This window comes from Streptomyces sp. NPDC007896 (genome assembly GCF_042959425.1).
Lineage (GTDB): Bacteria > Actinomycetota > Actinomycetes > Streptomycetales > Streptomycetaceae > Streptomyces.
In genome coordinates this window covers 94,952-111,894 of sequence record NZ_JBIBKX010000007.1, presented here as the reverse complement: position 1 = coordinate 111,894, position 16,943 = coordinate 94,952, and the positions used below count along the sequence as shown (strand labels likewise).

At 71.3% G+C, this 16,943-nt stretch carries 13 protein-coding genes; 12 read left to right on the top strand and 1 reads right to left on the bottom strand.

Annotated features, from left to right (window positions below):
• Positions 1-9: 9 nt before the first annotated feature.
• The 6 genes from ACFZDJ_RS23255 to pssA all read left to right on the top strand — a co-directional run bounded on the left by ACFZDJ_RS23255 (position 10) and on the right by pssA (position 6,394).
• A complete protein-coding gene (locus tag ACFZDJ_RS23255) occupies positions 10-2,037 on the top strand; it encodes a methylmalonyl-CoA mutase family protein (protein ID WP_391061106.1) in 2,028 nt (675 codons plus the stop codon).
• The gene (locus tag ACFZDJ_RS23250; RefSeq protein WP_075029694.1) at positions 2,034-2,999 is read left to right on the top strand and encodes a CoA ester lyase; all 966 of its coding nucleotides are present in this window, start codon (positions 2,034-2,036) and stop codon (positions 2,997-2,999) included. The genes ACFZDJ_RS23255 and ACFZDJ_RS23250 overlap by 4 nt, the downstream gene beginning before the upstream one ends.
• Before the next feature lie 5 nt (positions 3,000-3,004).
• Positions 3,005-3,517, top strand: a complete 513-nt coding sequence (locus ACFZDJ_RS23245) for a MaoC family dehydratase (protein WP_168497390.1) — start codon at positions 3,005-3,007, stop codon at positions 3,515-3,517.
• Between the two features lie 2 nt (positions 3,518-3,519).
• Positions 3,520-4,725 (top strand): acyl-CoA dehydrogenase family protein, encoded by a 1,206-nt coding sequence (locus ACFZDJ_RS23240; protein ID WP_101401790.1) that lies wholly within the window; start codon positions 3,520-3,522, stop codon positions 4,723-4,725.
• A gap of 180 nt (positions 4,726-4,905) precedes the next feature.
• Complete coding sequence (locus tag ACFZDJ_RS23235) at positions 4,906-5,553, top strand: phosphatidylserine decarboxylase (RefSeq protein ID WP_079064788.1); 648 nt, start codon at positions 4,906-4,908, stop codon at positions 5,551-5,553.
• Positions 5,554-5,575: 22 nt separating this feature from the next.
• Entirely contained in the window at positions 5,576-6,394 is an 819-nt protein-coding gene (gene pssA / locus ACFZDJ_RS23230; protein WP_101401789.1) for a CDP-diacylglycerol--serine O-phosphatidyltransferase, read from the top strand.
• Between the two features lie 168 nt (positions 6,395-6,562).
• Here the strand turns inward: pssA and ACFZDJ_RS23225 are convergent, their stop codons facing one another.
• On the bottom strand, positions 6,563-7,681 hold the full coding sequence (locus ACFZDJ_RS23225; protein WP_168501408.1) for a glycerate kinase: 1,119 nt from the start codon (positions 7,679-7,681) through the stop codon (positions 6,563-6,565).
• 199 nt (positions 7,682-7,880) lie between these two features.
• Between ACFZDJ_RS23225 and ACFZDJ_RS23220 the strand changes: the two genes are divergently transcribed.
• The 6 genes from ACFZDJ_RS23220 to ACFZDJ_RS23195 all read left to right on the top strand — a co-directional run bounded on the left by ACFZDJ_RS23220 (position 7,881) and on the right by ACFZDJ_RS23195 (position 16,667).
• Entirely contained in the window at positions 7,881-9,002 is a 1,122-nt protein-coding gene (locus ACFZDJ_RS23220; RefSeq protein ID WP_391061104.1) for an ADP-ribosylglycohydrolase family protein, read from the top strand.
• An 84-nt stretch (positions 9,003-9,086) separates the two neighbouring features.
• Positions 9,087-9,578: an NUDIX domain-containing protein gene (locus ACFZDJ_RS23215; RefSeq protein WP_391061102.1), complete on the top strand. Its 492-nt coding sequence runs from the start codon at positions 9,087-9,089 to the stop codon at positions 9,576-9,578.
• Positions 9,579-9,648: 70 nt separating this feature from the next.
• Entirely contained in the window at positions 9,649-10,035 is a 387-nt protein-coding gene (locus tag ACFZDJ_RS23210) for a CU044_2847 family protein (protein WP_060901035.1), read from the top strand.
• Positions 10,032-12,251 carry a trypsin-like peptidase domain-containing protein gene (locus ACFZDJ_RS23205; RefSeq protein ID WP_391061100.1) on the top strand — a complete coding sequence of 740 codons (2,220 nt, stop codon included), beginning with the start codon at positions 10,032-10,034 and terminating at the stop codon, positions 12,249-12,251. Before ACFZDJ_RS23210 ends, ACFZDJ_RS23205 begins: the two co-directional genes overlap by 4 nt.
• Positions 12,248-13,204: an AAA family ATPase gene (locus ACFZDJ_RS23200; protein ID WP_391061098.1), complete on the top strand. Its 957-nt coding sequence runs from the start codon at positions 12,248-12,250 to the stop codon at positions 13,202-13,204. The genes ACFZDJ_RS23205 and ACFZDJ_RS23200 overlap by 4 nt, the downstream gene beginning before the upstream one ends.
• Positions 13,205-13,295: 91 nt before the next feature.
• Positions 13,296-16,667, top strand: a complete 3,372-nt coding sequence (locus ACFZDJ_RS23195) for an SAV_2336 N-terminal domain-related protein (RefSeq protein WP_391061096.1) — start codon at positions 13,296-13,298, stop codon at positions 16,665-16,667.
• Positions 16,668-16,943: the final 276 nt, after the last annotated feature.

Here is a 16,943-nt window from a genome sequence, read left to right as displayed (position 1 = left end):
GGTTCAGCCATGACAGAGCGCCAGAAGGACCGGCCGTGGCTCATGCGGACCTACGCCGGTCACTCCACCGCCGAGGCGTCCAACGAGTTGTACCGGCGCAACCTCGCCAAGGGGCAGACGGGTCTGTCCGTGGCCTTCGACCTGCCCACGCAGACCGGATACGACCCCGACCACATCCTCGCCCGCGGCGAGGTCGGCCGAGTCGGGGTGCCGGTCTCGCACCTCGGTGACATGCGCCGGCTGTTCCAGGACATCCCCCTGGAGCAGATGAACACCTCGATGACCATCAACGCCACCGCCATGTGGATGCTGGCGCTCTACCAGGTCGTCGCCGAGGAGCAGGGCGCCGACATCACCAAGCTCCAGGGGACGACGCAGAACGACATCGTCAAGGAGTACCTGTCGCGGGGCACCCATGTCTTCCCGCCGGGGCCCTCGCTCCGGCTGACGACGGACATGATCGCGTACACGGTCTCCCACATCCCCAAGTGGAACCCGATCAACATCTGCTCGTACCACCTCCAGGAGGCGGGGGCGACCCCCGTCCAGGAGATCGCGTACGCGATGTCGACGGCCATCGCCGTGCTGGACGCCGTCCGCGACTCGGGGCAGGTGCCCGCCGAGAAGTTCGGTGACGTCGTCGCCCGTATCTCCTTCTTCGTGAACGCGGGTGTCCGGTTCATCGAGGAGATGTGCAAGATGCGGGCGTTCGGGCGGATCTGGGACCAGGTCACGCGCGAGCGGTACGGCATCCAGGACCCCAAGCAGCGGCGTTTCCGGTACGGCGTCCAGGTCAACTCGCTCGGTCTGACCGAAGCCCAGCCGGAGAACAACGTCCAGCGGATCGTCCTCGAAATGCTGGCCGTGACACTGTCGAAGGACGCACGCGCGCGTGCCGTGCAGCTGCCCGCCTGGAACGAGGCGCTGGGGCTGCCCCGGCCCTGGGACCAGCAGTGGTCGCTGCGCATCCAGCAGGTGCTGGCACACGAGAGCGACCTGTTGGAGTACGAGGACATCTTCGAGGGCTCGCACGTCATCGAGGCGAAGGTCGCGGCCCTCGTGGAGGAGTCTCTCGCCGAGATCGGCCGGATCGACGAGATGGGCGGGGCGATGGCCGCCGTCGAGTCGGGCTATCTGAAGTCGCAGCTCGTCTCCTCGCACGCCGAGCGCCGGGCCCGGATCGAGGGCGGCACCGACAAGATCGTCGGCGTCAACATCTTCGAGTCGACCGAGCCGAACCCGCTCACCGCCGACCTGGACGCGGCGATCCAGACGGTCGACCCGGCGGTCGAGGCCCGTGTCGTCGCCGCGCTCCAGCAGTGGCGCGACACGCGCTACCAGCCGCCGTTCAACCACCCGCGCCCCTGCAAGGCGCTGGAGCGGCTGAAGGAAGCGGCCAAGGGCACCGACAACCTCATGGAAGCCACCCTGGAGTGCGCCCGCGCCGGGGTCACGACCGGCGAGTGGTCCGAGGCCCTGCGCGAGGTGTTCGGCGAGTTCCGCGCCCCGACCGGCGTCTCGTCCGCGCCCGTCGCGGTCACCGCCGAGGAGGGCACCGCGATGGCGCTGGTGCGACGCAAGGTCGAGGAGACCGCCCGGGACCTCGGCGTCGGCAAGCTCCGCTTCCTGGTGGGCAAGCCGGGCCTGGACGGGCACTCCAACGGCGCCGAGCAGATCGCCGTGCGGGCCCGCGACGCCGGGTTCGAGGTGGTCTACCAGGGCATACGGCTCACGCCCGAACAGATCGTGGACGCGGCCGTCGCCGAAGACGTGCACGGCGTCGGCCTGTCCATCCTGTCCGGCTCGCACGCCCAGTTGGTGCCGGACGTGCTGGAGCGGCTGCGCGAGGCCGGCGCGGCCGACATCCCGGTGATCGCCGGCGGGATCATCCCGAACGCCGACGCCGAACTGCTGCGCGCCGCGGGAGTCGCCGCGGTATTCACACCGAAGGACTTCGACATCACCGGAATCATCGGCCGTATCGTCGACGAGATCCGGAAAGCGAACAAGCTCGACCCCCTGGAGGTCCCCGCATGACCACGCCCGTCAACCGCCTTCGCCCGCGGCGTTCCTGCCTGGCCGTGCCCGGCTCGAACCCCCGCTTCCTGGAGAAGGCCCAGGGCCTCCCCGCGGACCAGGTCTTCCTGGACCTGGAGGACGCCTGCGCCCCGCTCGCCAAGCCCGAGGCGCGGCACACCATCGTGAAGTTCCTGAACGAGGGCGACTGGACCGGCAAGACGCGGGTCGTGCGGGTGAACGACTGGACGACGCACTGGACGTACCGCGATGTCGTCACGGTCGTCGAGGGCGCGGGCCAGAACCTCGACTGCATCATGCTGCCGAAGGTCCAGGACGCCCAGCAGGTCGTCGCGCTCGACCTGCTGCTGACGCAGATCGAGAAGACGATGGGCTTCGAGGTCGGCAAGATCGGCATCGAGGCGCAGATCGAGAACGCGAAGGGGCTCGTCAACGTCGACGAGATCGCGGCTGCCTCACCGCGTGTAGAGACCATCATCTTCGGTCCGGCCGACTTCATGGCCTCCATCAACATGAAGTCGCTGGTCGTGGGCGAGCAGCCGCCGGGCTACCCGGCGGACGCGTACCACTACATCCTGATGCGCATCCTGATGGCCGCCCGTACGCACGACCTCCAGGCGATCGACGGCCCCTACCTCCAGATCCGCAACCAGGAGGGCTACCGCGAGGTCGCCCGGCGCGCCGCCGCCCTGGGCTTCGACGGCAAGTGGGTGCTGCACCCGGACCAGGTCGCCGCGGCCAACGAGATCTTCTCGCCCTCCCAGGAGGACTTCGACCACGCCGAGCTCATCCTCGACGCGTACGAGTACTACACGTCCGAGGCGGGCGGCAAGAAGGGCTCCGCGATGCTCGGCGACGAGATGATCGACGAGGCCAGCCGCAAGATGGCCCTGGTCATCTCGGGCAAGGGCCGGGCGGCCGGCATGCAGCGCACCAGCAAGTTCGAAGCCCCGGAGGCCTGAGCAGCATGCAGTTCGGACGCACGTACGAGGAGTTCGAAGTCGGTGCGGTCTACAAGCACTGGCCCGGAAAGACCGTCACGGAGTACGACGACCACCTCTTCTGTCTCCTGACCATGAACCACCACCCCCTCCACATGGACACGAACTATGCGGAGAAGACGACGGATTTCGGCAGGAACGTCGTCGTGGGCAACTACATCTACTCGCTGCTGCTCGGCATGTCCGTCCCGGACGTCTCCGGGAAGGCGATCGCCAACCTGGAGATCGAGTCACTGAAGCACGTGGCGCCGACCTTCCACGGCGACACGATCTACGGCGAGACCACGGTCCTCGACAAGACACCCTCGAAGTCGAAGAGCGACCGCGGGATCGTCTACGTCGAGACCAAGGGCTACAAGCAGGACGGCACGCTGGTGTGCGTGTTCCGCCGCAAGGTCATGGTGCCGACCGAGACGTACATCAAGGAGCGCGGGGGCGAGCAGCCCGGCCGTCCGGAACTCAAGCAGCAGGAGAAGTAGCCATGGCGCGACTCGCCCAGACCGCCGGTCTCACCGACGTCCAGCAGGAGATCCTCTCCACCGTCCGCGACTTCGTGGACAAGGAGATCATCCCGGTCGCCACCGAGCTGGAGCACCGCGACGAGTACCCCCAGCAGATCGTCGACGGCCTCAAGGAGCTGGGCCTGTTCGGCCTGATGATCCCCGAGGAGTACGGGGGCCTGGGCGAGTCCCTCCTCACCTACGCGCTCTGCGTCGAGGAGATCGCCCGCGGCTGGATGTCGGTCTCCGGCATCATCAACACGCACTTCATCGTGGCGTACATGCTCAAGCAGCACGGCACGCAGGAGCAGAAGGACCACTTCCTGCCCCGGATGGCGCTGGGCGAGGTGCGCGGCGCGTTCTCGATGTCGGAGCCGGGTCTCGGCTCGGACGTCTCCGCGATCACCTCGAAGGCGGTCAGGGACGGCGACGAGTACGTCCTGAACGGTCAGAAGATGTGGCTGACGAACGGCGGCTCGTCGAACCTGGTGGCCGTGCTCGTGCGAAGTGACGAAGGACACCCCGAGGGCACCGCACCCCACAAGTCGATGACGACCTTCCTGGTCGAGAAGGAGCCCGGCTTCGGAGAGGTCCGCCCCGGCCTCACCATTCCCGGGAAGATCGACAAGATGGGCTACAAGGGCGTCGACACGACCGAGCTCATCATGGACGGACTGCGCGTTCCGGCCAATCGGGTACTTGGCGGCACCACGGGCCGAGGGTTTTACCAAATGATGGACGGAGTCGAGGTCGGCCGCGTCAACGTGGCGGCACGTGGCTGCGGCGTCGCACAGCGTGCCTTTGAGCTGGGCGTCTCCTATGCCCAGCAGCGTCACACTTTCGGCAAGCCGATCGCGCAGCACCAGGCCATCCAGTTCAAGCTGGCCGAGATGGCCACCAAGGTCGAAGCGGCCCATGCAATGATGGTGAACGCGGCTCGCAAAAAGGACTCCGGTGAACGAAACGACCTCGAGGCAGGGATGGCGAAGTACCTCGCCTCCGAATACTGCAAGGAAGTGGTCGAGGACGCTTTCCGGATCCACGGCGGCTACGGTTTCTCCAAGGAGTACGAGATCGAGCGTCTCTACCGTGAGGCGCCGATGCTGCTGATCGGTGAAGGTACCGCCGAAATCCAGAAAATGATCATCGGGCGCCGACTGCTCGAAGAGTATCGACTCCAGGGTTAAGCAGGGTTGGATGCCCCAGTTCGGGGTGTTTTCTTCGAGAAGAAGATCACACCCCGTCAACACTCTTCGGCCGCCGACTCGGCTTCCTGGCTTGCCCAGTTGTGGCCCGCGACCGGTACGATCCCGGGAAAGCCGCCGTCCCCCGTTCCAGCGCGGCATCATCCGCTACGAAGGTCATCCATGCCCCACAGCCAAACCTCTGCACCTCGCGGCCGGGTCCGCCTCGCGCGCGGAGCATCGCCGTGGCTTCTCCCGACCGTTGCCACCGCAGCACTCAGCCTGGTCAAGGCGCGCCGCTCCGGCGCCGCCAAAGCCGTGGCCGTACCCGCCACCGCGCTCGCGGCGGGCATGCTGTGGTTCTTCCGCGACCCCGAGCGCGAGATCGCCCCGGGCCGGGTCATCTCGCCCGCCGACGGTGTGGTGCAGAGCATCATGCCGTGGAAGGACGGACGCACCCGCGTCGCGATCTTCATGAGCCCTCTGAACGTCCACGTCAATCGCGCGCCGCTCTCCGGCACGGTGACCTCGGTCGAGCACATCCCCGGTGGGTTCGTTCCGGCGTTCAACAAGGAGAGCGAGAACAACGAACGCGTCGTCTGGCATTTCGACACCGAACTCGGTGACATCGAGATGATCCAGATCGCCGGCGCGGTCGCCCGCCGTATCGTTCCTTATATCCCGCAGGGTACGAAGGTCGAGCAGGGCGACCGGATCGGTCTCATCCGCTTCGGCTCGCGCGTCGACATCTACCTCCCCGAGGGTGTCGAGGTCGATGTGGAAGTCGGTCAGAAGACCGTGGCTGGGGTGACTCGAATTGACCGTGATTGATCCTGAGACTCAGGCCGGCTGGGTGCCGGAGGCCGACGAGGTGGACGACGAGGAGGAAATGCCCCTCTCTCTCCGCCTCTCAATAGCGGACACCCTCACCCTCGGCAACGCCACGTGCGGCTTCATGGCGGTGTACTTCACCACCACGGGCATTCTGATCCCGCACCTCACCGGCAGCCAGGAGTCGGGCATGGGGCGCCACAGCGCCGCCACGGCCGTCATCCTGATGCTCTGCGCCGCGGTCTTCGACCTCTTCGACGGCCTCGTCGCCCGCAAGCTGCGCTCCTCCCCCATGGGCGCGGAACTGGACAACCTGTCGGACCTGATCAGCTTCGGTCTGGCGCCCGCGTACTTCGTCCTGGTCTACGGCATGGTCGCGGACGACGCGCACCAGAGAGTGGCGGCGCTCGGCGCGATCGTGGTGTTGCTCGCGGTCGTCCTCCGCCTCGCCCGCTTCTCCTGTGTCACGGTGAAGGACGGCACGTTCCAGGGCATGCCGTCGCCGTTCGGAGCGCTGACGGTGGTCTCCATCGTGCTCCTGGAGCTTCCCTTCGCTGCGACGCTGATGGCGATCCTGGGCACGGCGTGGCTGATGGTGAGCCGGGTGGAGTACCCGAAGCCGCGGGGGCGCCTCGCGGTGGCGATGCTCTCCTGGATCGTCCTGTCCATGGGTCTGCTGGCGGCGTGGGCCTTCGACGCCCCCAGCGGTCAGCTCCTGCTCCAGACCGGCTGTGCGCTGCAGCTCGTCATGGGTGCGGTGATTCCGCTGTTCGCGACGGCTCGGCGGGTGAACAACTTCCGCGACAACCGGCGTGAGGCGCGCGCGGCGCAGCTGCCGTAGCTTTTCCTCGTACACGCCCGAAGGGGCCCGAACCGGACTACCGGTTCGGGCCCCTTCGTCGTACTCCAGGACGGGTCGGGTCCGGTCGTACCCAGGACGGGTCGTACCCAGGACGGGTCGTACCCAGGACAGGGCAGGACAGGTCGGGTCGGGTCGGGTCGGGTCGGGTCAGGTCAGGAAGTCACGGGCGATGTTCTGGGCCACCGTCTCCAGGATCGGCCCCGCGTCGGAGATGCACCGCGCGATGTCGGGCTCGACCTCCGTGAGGGGGTACGCGCGCCGGATGCCGGCCCTGCCGAGCGCCTCCGGGCGCAGTGCCAGGCGCCCGCACACCGCGACGACCTCCTTGCCCGCGGCACGGGCGGCCGCGGCCACCCCCGCCGGAGCCTTGCCGTGGAGTGTCTGTTCGTCGAGGGACCCCTCACCGGTGATCACCAGGGTGGCCCTCTCCAGCGCGGGCGCGAAGCCGAGGACGTCGAGCATCACCTCGATACCGGGACGGAACCGGGCCCCCAGGACCAGCGCACCGTAGCCGATGCCGCCCGCGGCCCCCGCCCCCGGCGCCGCGGCGTACTCCGTGGCCCTGGACCCGATCGACTTCTCCAGAACCGCGGCGAAGTGCCCGAGGGCCGCGTCCAGGATCTCCACGTCGTCGGGGCTCGCCCCCTTCTGGGGGCCGTACACGGCGGGCGCGCCCTTCGGCCCGGTGAGCGGGTTGTCCACGTCGCTGGCGAGGACGAAGTCCACGGAGGCCAGACGGGGGTCCAGGCCGGACAGGTCCGCGGTCGCCACGTCACTCAGCGCCGCGCCGCCGGGAGCCACCGGCTCCCCCTCCGCGTCCACGAACCGCGCCCCGAGCGCGGACAGCATCCCCGCCCCGCCGTCCGTCGTCGCGCTCCCGCCCACGCCGAACACGATCGTCCGGGCCCCGGCGTCCAGCGCGGCCCGCAGGAGCTCCCCGGACCCGTACGTGGACGACGTCAGCGGTGCGAACACTCCGGCGGGCAGCCGCTGCAGTCCGCTCGCCTCCGCCATCTCGACCACCGCGGTGTCGCCACGCAGCGCGAAGGCGGCGGTGAGCTCGTCGCCCAGCGGGCCGGCGACCCGCACCTCCCGCCGTTCGAACCCGGCCGCGACCGCCGCGTCCACGGTCCCGTCGCCGCCGTCGGCCACAGGCAGCGCCTCGACCTCGACGCCCGGCACGACACGGCGCAGCCCGGCCATGACGCGCTCCGCGACCTGCACGGCGGTCAGCGACCCCTTGAACTTGTCCGCGGCGATCAGCACCCGCGGAACACGCCCGGTGCCCGCACGTGTCGTCTTCACAGCAGAGTCCGCCACCTTGCATTCCCCTTGCTTTCCGGCCTCGCACACGTCAAGGCAGTCGCGCCGCTGCGACCTTAACCGGCGGACGCCCCCGCCGTCATGCTCCGACCGGACCGTGGAACACCGCACGCTCATGCCCGGAATTGGGTAAACCGGAGCTATGACCCCTGTGGGCACCGAACTCGCGGACCGCGTTCTCGGGGGCTGGCTGGGCCGGATCGCGGGCAACATGCTCGGCAAACCGGTCGAGCAGGGCGACCACTGGACGCGGGACCGTATCGACCGCTATCTGCGACAGGCCGCCGCCCTGCCGCTCACCGACTATCTTCCCGAGCCCGCCACCGACGGTGACGCCGGCGAGTTCGAGCTGCGGCCCGAGTGGCGGCAATGCGTGCGCGGCCGCATCCACGGCAGCTGCCGTGACGACGACGTCGACTACGCGATCCTGGGCCTGCACCTGCTGGAGACGCACGGCTTCGGTTTCAGCACCGAGCAGGTCGGCGACCTGTGGCTGCTGCGGCTGCCGTATCTGCAGACGTTCACGGCGGAGCGGGCCGCGTACCGCAACCTCGCCAACGGCATCAAACCGCCGCTGACGGCGACGTACGACAATCCCTACCAGGAGTGGATCGGCGCCCTGATCCGCGCCGACGTCTACGGCTGGACCAGCCCGGGTGCGCCGCGCCGGGCGGCCTCCCTCGCCCGTCGGGACGCCGTGCTGTCCCACACCGGCAACGGCGTGTACGGGGCGATGTGGGCGGCGGCGCTCGTCTCGGCCGCGTTCACCGCCCCCACGGTCCGCCACGCGTTGGACACCGCACTGACCGTCATCCCCGCGAGCAGCCGCCTCGCCCGCACCGTACGCCGGGTGCTCACGCTCCACGAGACCCGGATGACCTGGGAGGACACGCTCACCACGGTGTCCGAGGAGACCGCCGGGCTCGGCTGGATCCACACGATCCCGAACGCCGCCGTCCTCACGGCCGGGCTGCTGTACGGCGACGGCGACTTCACCCGGACCATCACACTGACCGTCCGCGGCGGCCTGGACACCGACTCGAACGGCGCGACGGCGGGCTCGGTGGCCGGGGTCCTGTGCGGGGCCGAGGCCATTCCCGCGCAGTGGAAGGACCCGCTGGAGGACACCGTACGCAGTGCGGTGTTCGGCTTCGACGGCGTACGGATCAGTGAGCTGGCCACGCGGACGCTCGCGCTGACGGAGACGGAGGGCGAGGCCCAGGACGGTTCCGGTGCCGCTCCCGAGGCCCAGGACCTGTCCTAGGCAGGCCCTGTCCGACGGATGTCGGGGCCGCCGACGTCCAGGGCGTCGTCGGCGACCTCGAAGTCTCGTCCGTAGGCTTCAGGGATGACCACTCCAGACTTCGCCACGTACATCGCGGGCCTCCCCCGTGTCCTCGCCGGTGCCGCCGCACTCTTCCGCGACGGTGGCGGCCGGGTGCTGCTCGTCGAGCCGAACTACCGTGAGGGCTGGGCCCTTCCGGGTGGCACCGTCGAGTCGGACGACGGGGAGACCCCGCGCCAGGGTGCACGCCGCGAGACCGCCGAGGAGATCGGGCTCGACATCGAACTCGGCCCGCTGCTCGCGGTCGACTGGGTGCACGGGTCGGCGCGGCCCCCGCTGGTCGCCTACCTGTACGACGGCGGAGTCCTCGGCGAGCGGGAACTCAAGGCGATCCGGCTGCAGGAGGAGGAACTGCTGTCGTGGCGGCTGGTGCCACGGGAGGAGCTGGCCGAGTATCTGCCGGGCGCACTCGGCCGCCGGGTCCTCGCCGCGCTGGACGTGCTGACGGAGGGCGGCGGAACCGCGGAGCTGGAGAACGGCCACCGAGTGGGCTAGCCGCCCATCGGCTACGGCGAATTCGTCAACTTCACTACCTTCTCGGGGCATTGATCGGCACAATGCCCGTGTGCCGCACTACGACTACATGGAGTTCGCCCTCGACGACGGGGCCCACGTCCGGCTCGAACTCGCGGCCGCGGGGGAGGCGTCGGCGGCCCCGGCCGTCGACGCCGATCTGCCGGGCGGCATTTCCGGGGTGGTCCCGGTCGGACGTGGCGCGCGGGTCGCGTCGCTGGCGACGGACGGTCTGCGCAGTGTGCTGAGCCCGCTGGGGCCCGTACTGCAGCAGGTGCACGACGCGATCCGCGGGATACCCGATCCGCCGCACGAGATCTCCGTCGACTTCGGCATCCAGATCGGACAGGACCTGAAGATCGGCATCGTCGGGGCCAACGGCCAGGCCAGCATGACCATTTCGGCGACCTGGCAGCTGCCTCGCCGGACGGAACCGTGACCTGGTTCGGATCGCCGGACGATCCGTCGTCCGGCGACGCCCGCGGCGCGCTGGTGCGCGTCCTGTCCAGCGATCGCGGCAGAACCGCGGGGGCGGGTGTCTACCTCTCCGGCCGCAGGCTGCTGACCTGCGCGCATGTCATCAACCTGGCGCTCGGGCTGCGCGGCCTCAGCCCGCACAACCCGGGGAAGGTCACCCTCGACGTGTCCTTCCCGGTGCTGTCCGCCGCGGATCTGCACCAGGCCCGGCTGGTCGCCTGGATACCGCCGCGGTCCCCGCAGTACGGCCCGGTCGCCGACGGCTCCCTGGAGTGGGACGGCGATCTGGCCGTCCTCGAACTCGAGGAGGCGCCGCCCCCGCCAGTGAGCCCGGTGCGCTGGCTGGAGATGGAGCGCGGCCAGCAGGTGCGGGCCTGGTACGGCGGCGGGCAGCCGTTCTCGTACGCCGACGCGCGGGTGGGGGCGTACGACGGCCGGATCTGTTACCTCGACGGGCAGTTGTCGGGCGCTGCGGTGGACGAGGGCTACAGCGGCGGCCCCCTCTGGTCGGTGACCGACCGGGCGGCCGTCGGCCTGGTCGTAGGGCGGATCACCGCACCCGACGGGGCGTTCTCGGCCCAGCACACGCTGCGGCGCAGCTGGGGACTCGGCTGGCAGTCGGTCCTGCGGGAGCTGGCCCGGGTCGGGGTGGCACCCGAGCAGGTGAACGGCAGCCGGGAGCGGTCGGCCGCGACCCTCGCCGAGGCCGAGTCGGTGCGCGACATGATGGTCGGTCCGCTGCACAGCCTGCTGGGCGACCCGCGGGCGCGCGCCGACCACGCCACCGTGCTCGCCGCCCAGCTCGCGCTGCGGGCCCCGGGCGACGGGAGCGCGCCGACCGTGGAGGAGCTCGCCCATCTGCTCAGCGGCACGGAGCGGGCGCTGCCCACGCTCGCCGAGTCGCTCGCGCCCAAGGTGGCGGACGATCCGCGCGGCCGGGCCGAGCTCGACCGGCTGCTCGCCCTGGGCCGGCTGACGGAGGCCGCGCGGCTGCTGTCGGTGGCCGAACACCGGGCACTGGTGGTCAAGTTGGAGCACCTCACCGAGCACGATCCGGGCCTGCTGCCGCGCGCCGCGACCGCCGCGCTGCCCTACGTGGACCTGCCGCGTTCGCTGCAGGCGGCCCGCCTGGCGCCGTCCGCCGTGCCCGCGGTCGTCCATGAACTGGAGGGCTGGTACGGGGACGGGTCGCCCGTGCCCGACGAGTCGCCCCGGCTGCCCGCGCTGCTGCGGGTCGTCGAGTACGTGGCGGCGGAGACGTCCGGCGATCTGGCCCGGCAGGCGCTGCGGGAGTGGAGCGCCCGGGTCGCCGCCCGCCTGGGCATTCACTCCTCGGCGCTGCAGGAGCGGCGCGGGGATGCGGACCGCTGGTCCCGGCGGTCCGCGCCGGCCGGTGTGCGGGTCCTGGTGGAGCTGGACCGGTACGCCAAGGATCCGGCCGGCCACTACCGCTGCTCGGTGTGGCGGCTGCGCCCCGACGGCACCCCGGCGCGCGCCGCCTCGGAGTCCGACCGGCCGCGCACCGGACGGGAGATCGCCCGGCTGATCCGGGAGGTGGCCGGGGGCGCGGAGGGTGCCGGGGACGGGGTCGCGCTGGTCGCCGTGTCGGTGCCGCCGGACGCACTGGAGCTCGCGCTCGACGAGTGGGACGGGGCGGGCGCCGAGGAGTACATCTCCGCGCGGCTCGGTGAGGACTTCCACCTCGTGCTGCGCTGCCCGAAGATCCGGCGGCGCTCGCGCACCGGACCCGCCGATCTCAAGCGGCGCTGGAACGCCCGTCACCAGAGCGACACCCTCCTCGCGGACCACAGGATCGGCGGCCGGGCGGGACTCATCGGGCTGCTGAAGACAACCCATCGGGACACCGCGCGCGTCCTTGTGCACGGAAGCACCGAGCACCGCGGCGAGTTGCTGCCCGTGTGCCTGGTGATGGGGGTGCCGGTCGTGCTCTGGGACCGGGCCGCCCCCGGTCCGGACGACTGCGCCCCGCTCGACGCCCTGGCACCCCACGGTCCCATGGACGGACTCCCGGAGCGCGTACGGCACTTCAGGGTCCGCGCCTACGCGGACCGGGCGGTGCCCGCGCGTCCCGCCCTGGTGTGGGAGGACATCGAGCTGCCGCTGCCCGACGAACTCCAGCTCGCCGACCCCTCGCAAGGAACGGAGCGGACAGGATGACCCAGCAGACGCAGGACGGGTGGCGGCTGTTCCGCGGGGACCGCGTGGCCCGTCAGGTGGAGTTCCCCGAGGCGCCGCCCTGGCGGCAGTTCGGCGACGGATCGGGCGGCCGCACACGGCACCGTCCGTATCTGATCGGGCGCACGGAGGCGGACGTGGTCAGCGCCGCCCTCCATCTGCGCCGGCCGCTGCTCGTCACCGGGCACCCGGGCACCGGCAAGTCCTCGCTGGCGCACGCCATCGCGCACGAGCTGTCCCTCGGACCGGTGCTCCAATGGCCCGTCAACAGCCGCTCCGTCCTCAAGGACGCCCTGTACGGCTACGACGCGATCGGCAGGCTGCGCGAGACGCATCTGCGCCAGGAGCGCGGGGACCCCGAGCCCGACATCGGCACCTATGTGCGGCTCGGGCCGCTCGGTACCGCGCTGGTGCCGCGCGACCGGCCGCGGCTGCTGCTCGTGGACGAGCTCGACAAGGGCGACGTCGACCTCCCGAACGATCTGCTGACCGTGTTCGAGGAGGGCGAGTTCGAGATTCCCGAGCTGTCCCGGCTGCCGGAGACCCAGTCCGAGGTGCCGGTGCTGACCCATGGCTCGGGCGGCGAGCGGGTCACCGTGACGCGCGGGGTGGTGCGCTGCCGGGAGTTCCCCGTCGTGGTGATCACCAGCAACGGCGAACGGGACTTCCCGCCGGCCTTCATGCGCCGCTGCGTACGGCTGGATCTGCCGGACCCGGACGAGGCCCGGCTGCGGGACATCGTCGCCGCGCACCTCGGTGAGGACGCGCTGTCCGACGTGGACGACCTGCTGCACGCCTTCCTCAACCGCCGGGCCCCGGGCGAACTCGCCACCGACCAGCTGCTCAACGCCGTGTTCCTGCGCAAGGGCGGAGTCGATCTGGACGCCGAAGGGCTGCTGGACGCCGTACTCCACCGCCTGGGCGGGATGGTCTAGCGTGCGCGGGGGCGACGGGAGCGATCCGCGTGACACCGACGGCGGGCCAGGCGGCCCGGACGTTCCGGGTGCCTCGCCGATCCTGCCCCCGTTGAGCAAACTCGGCCGGCTGGCCGGGCACGAGCTGTCGATCCATGAACTGCTCGACACCCTGTGGCTGGCGACGCGGCTTCCCCCGGGAGCCGCGGCGCCGCTCGCGAGCGCGCTGGCCGCGGAGGCCGGACCGCCGCCGGGCGCCGGCGCGGGAGACGCCGAGCGCTCCACGGCCGGGCCCGCCCCGGCGGGGCCCGACTCCCCCGCGTCCGCCACGCCGTCCCAACCACCGCCTCCCGCCCAGCTGTTGGGCGCGCTGCACGCGGCTGCGGCGGCGCGCAGCGCGCCCGAGTTCGCGGACCTCGCCGCGCCGGGGCTGCGCGGCGCGCCCGGTGAGGGGGCGCTGCCCGTACGGGTCCCCGAGGAGAAGGCGCTCGGGTCGGACGAGCTGCGCCTCAGCCGTGCGCTCCGCCTGCTGAAACAGCCCCAACCCGGGCCCTTGAAGCGGGAGTTCGACGAGGAGGCCACCGCGGCTGCCATGGCCGAGACCGGCCTGCCCGACGTGGTGACCCGCCCCGCCCGGCAACGCTGGCTCGACCTCACCCTCCTCATCGACGACGGCATCTCGATGCTGCTGTGGCGGCGGCTGGCGATGGAACTGCGCGCCCTGCTGGAACGGCTGGGCGCCTTCCGCGACATCCGTGTGCACGGCCTGGACACCCGGTCGGCGGGGGCGCCGCTGCTGCGTTCCCGCCCCTTCGACCCGCACGCCCCGCTGCTCTCCCCCGCGTCGGTCGCCGACCCCTCGGGCGGCACGCTGGTGCTGGTGATCAGCGACGGCGTCGGCGCCTGCTGGCGGGACGGGCGACTGCACGCGGCCCTGGAACGCTGGGCGCACCAGGGGCCGACGGCGATCATGCACGCACTGCCCTCCCACATGTGGGACGGGTCGGGCATCCGCTCGGAGCCGTGGCGGGTGACGACCCGGCGGCGCGGCGCGGCGAACGACACCTGGGAGGTGGCCGACCCGCTGCTGCCGCCGGGGCTCGGTGACGAGTTCCCCGGGGTTCCCGTCCCCGTACTGGAGCCGTATCCCCCGGCGGTCGCCGCGTGGGCGCGGCTGGTGGCCTCGCCGGGCGGCAGCGCGGAGCTGCCGCTACTGGCGCCGCTGCAGGCGAAGGCGCCACGGGCCGGGGCCGACACCCGGGGCGGTGGCGCGGCGGACGCCGTGCTCAGGTTCCGGGACGCCGCGTCGCCGGGGGCCTACCGGCTGGCCGCTCATCTCGCGGCGGTGTCCCCGCTCACGGTGCCCGTGATGCGGCTGGTGCAGGCGGCCGTGCCGTGGCGGGCCGACACCGCGCATCTGGCCGAGGTGTTCCTCGGCGGTCTGATGCGCCAGGTGGAGCCGGTCGACGAGCGGCTGCCGGCCCAGCACCGCCGGTTCGGTTTCGCCGGCGAGGCCCAGGAGATCCTGCTCGACACCGCGTCCCCGATCGATCTGCTGCGCACCACCCGGGCGGTCACCGCGCGGCTGCGCACCCTGGTGGGCCGCTCCCCCGACTTCCCCGCATGGCTCGCCCATCCCTCCGGGACAGGTGAACTCCTGCCCGGGACCCGGCCGTTCGCCTGGCTGGAGGACCGTCTCCTCACCCACCTGGGTGCCAAACCGATGGCGCCGACGCCGCCGCGCACCACCGAGTACGAGGAGGTGCGGCTGCCGTCGGGCCTGGACGCGGCTCCGTCGTGGCTGCCGCTGCGGCTGCAGGACCTGCACACCCTGGGCCCGTACACGCTGCTGCAACGCGACGGCACGGGCGGCAAGCCCACCGCGTACATCGGGGAGGACGAGGACGGGCAGCGGGTACTGCTACGGGTGTCGTACTCCTTCGACTCGCCCGTGGCGCAGGAGTTGCTCGACGTGGAACGCCGGGCGCTGCGCCGCATGGACGGGATGTACGCGCCCGCCGTGGTCCGCAGCGATCTGGAGGGCCCCACGCCGTGGCTGGCGCTGCGTCTGGACACGCTGAGCAATGGACTGCCCGCGCCCACGCTGCGTGCCGTGCTCGACGCGGCCGGGGCGCTGCCCGGGACCCCGCTGTTCACCTGGCTGGGCTGGAACCTGGCGCGGGCGCTGACCCGCTGCCACCACAAGGGCATCGTGCACAGCGCGCTGACCCCGGGCACCGTGCTGGTCACGGAGTCGACGCTGCACCTCATCGGCTGGACGTCGGCGCGCATCGACGGCGCGTGGAGCGCGTCGACACCGTCCACGCCGGCCAACTCCCCCTACCGGGCGCCCGAGGTGACGTACTGGGGCGAGTCCCGGATCACGGCGGGCGACGTGTACGCCCTCGGTTCGATCCTGTTGCAGGCCGCGACGGGCCGGCCGTGGCGCTGGTACGAGAACGACGCGTTGCGCAGGAGTCCGGAGCTCGCGCAACTCGACGAGACGATCGCGGAGTTGCTGCTGCGCTGTGTCGAGCCCGAGCCCGCCGGGCGGCCGACCGCCCGCGAGGTGGCGGACGCCTTCGGGGCGCTGCTGCCGGGCGGGGTGGAGTGGGAGGACGTGGAGAGCGGCTCCGGTGGGGACGACGACAGCCCCGCCGTCGACCCGGAGACGGCGGTCGACGAGGAGGACGACCACGAGGAGTGGATGCGCACCATCCGGACCCCCTTGCCGGAGCCCTTGCGGATCGCGCTCGTGGGCGTCAAGGACGGGGTCGGCTGCACCACGACCACGATGGTGCTGGGGGCCGTACTGGCCGACCAGCGGCAGGAGCGGGTGCTCGCCATCGACGCCGACCGCCACACGGGCAGCCAGGTCCGGATCGGCGGGCGGGTCTTCCGCAACACCCTGGCCAGCCTGTCCGACCTGGCCGAGTCGCTGCGCGAGGTGCGGCACTTCGAGGATCTCCAGCTGTTCCTGTCCCCGCACCGGTCGGGGCTCCAGGTGCTCGCCAACGACTCCGTCTCCCGCATCGCGTCGGTCGGCCAGTTCACGGACTACGACTTCCACCGGGTGGCCCGCACCACCCAGGAGTACTTCGACCTCACCCTGGTCGACTCCGACAAGTTCATGCCCACGGTGCTCAGGGCGGCCGACCGCGTGGTCATCGTCTCGCGGGCCGACCCCGCCGGTCTGACCCAGGCTCAGCAGGCCATGGACCGTCTGGTCACCCTCGATCTGCCGGACCTGGTCCGCGAGGCCGTCGTCGTCCTCAACCACAGCCGCCCCGCGGCCGGCTGGACGCTCGACGCCGCCAGTATCCGCGGCCTGAGCTCCCGCTGCCGAGGCGTCGTCATGGTCCCCCGCGACGGCCACCTCACCATGGGCAGCACGGTCGAACTCTCCTGGCTGACCCCCGAGGCCTACAAGGCGTACCTGCGCCTCGCCGCCCTCCTGTTGGGCCCCCGCCCGATCTTCCCCTGACCCCGACCGGCACCCCCACGTCCATGCGTACGATCGGTGGCCGCCTCCGATAAGACGAGCGCTTGATCCACGTCATCCTGGCCGCTTTCGCGCAGTCGGGAAACGGTCCTCCCGAGCGGCGGGCAAGCTGACGTCCCGGGAGTGCGCCTGTGAGTCGCTCGCCCTTCGACGGCCAGTTGGGCAGCCACTGTGGGCGGAACGTGGATCTCAGCCGACGAGCACAGCCAACCGGCGCGGGCCACCCCCCTGATATCCGCTCGCTCCTAGCAGGCAAGC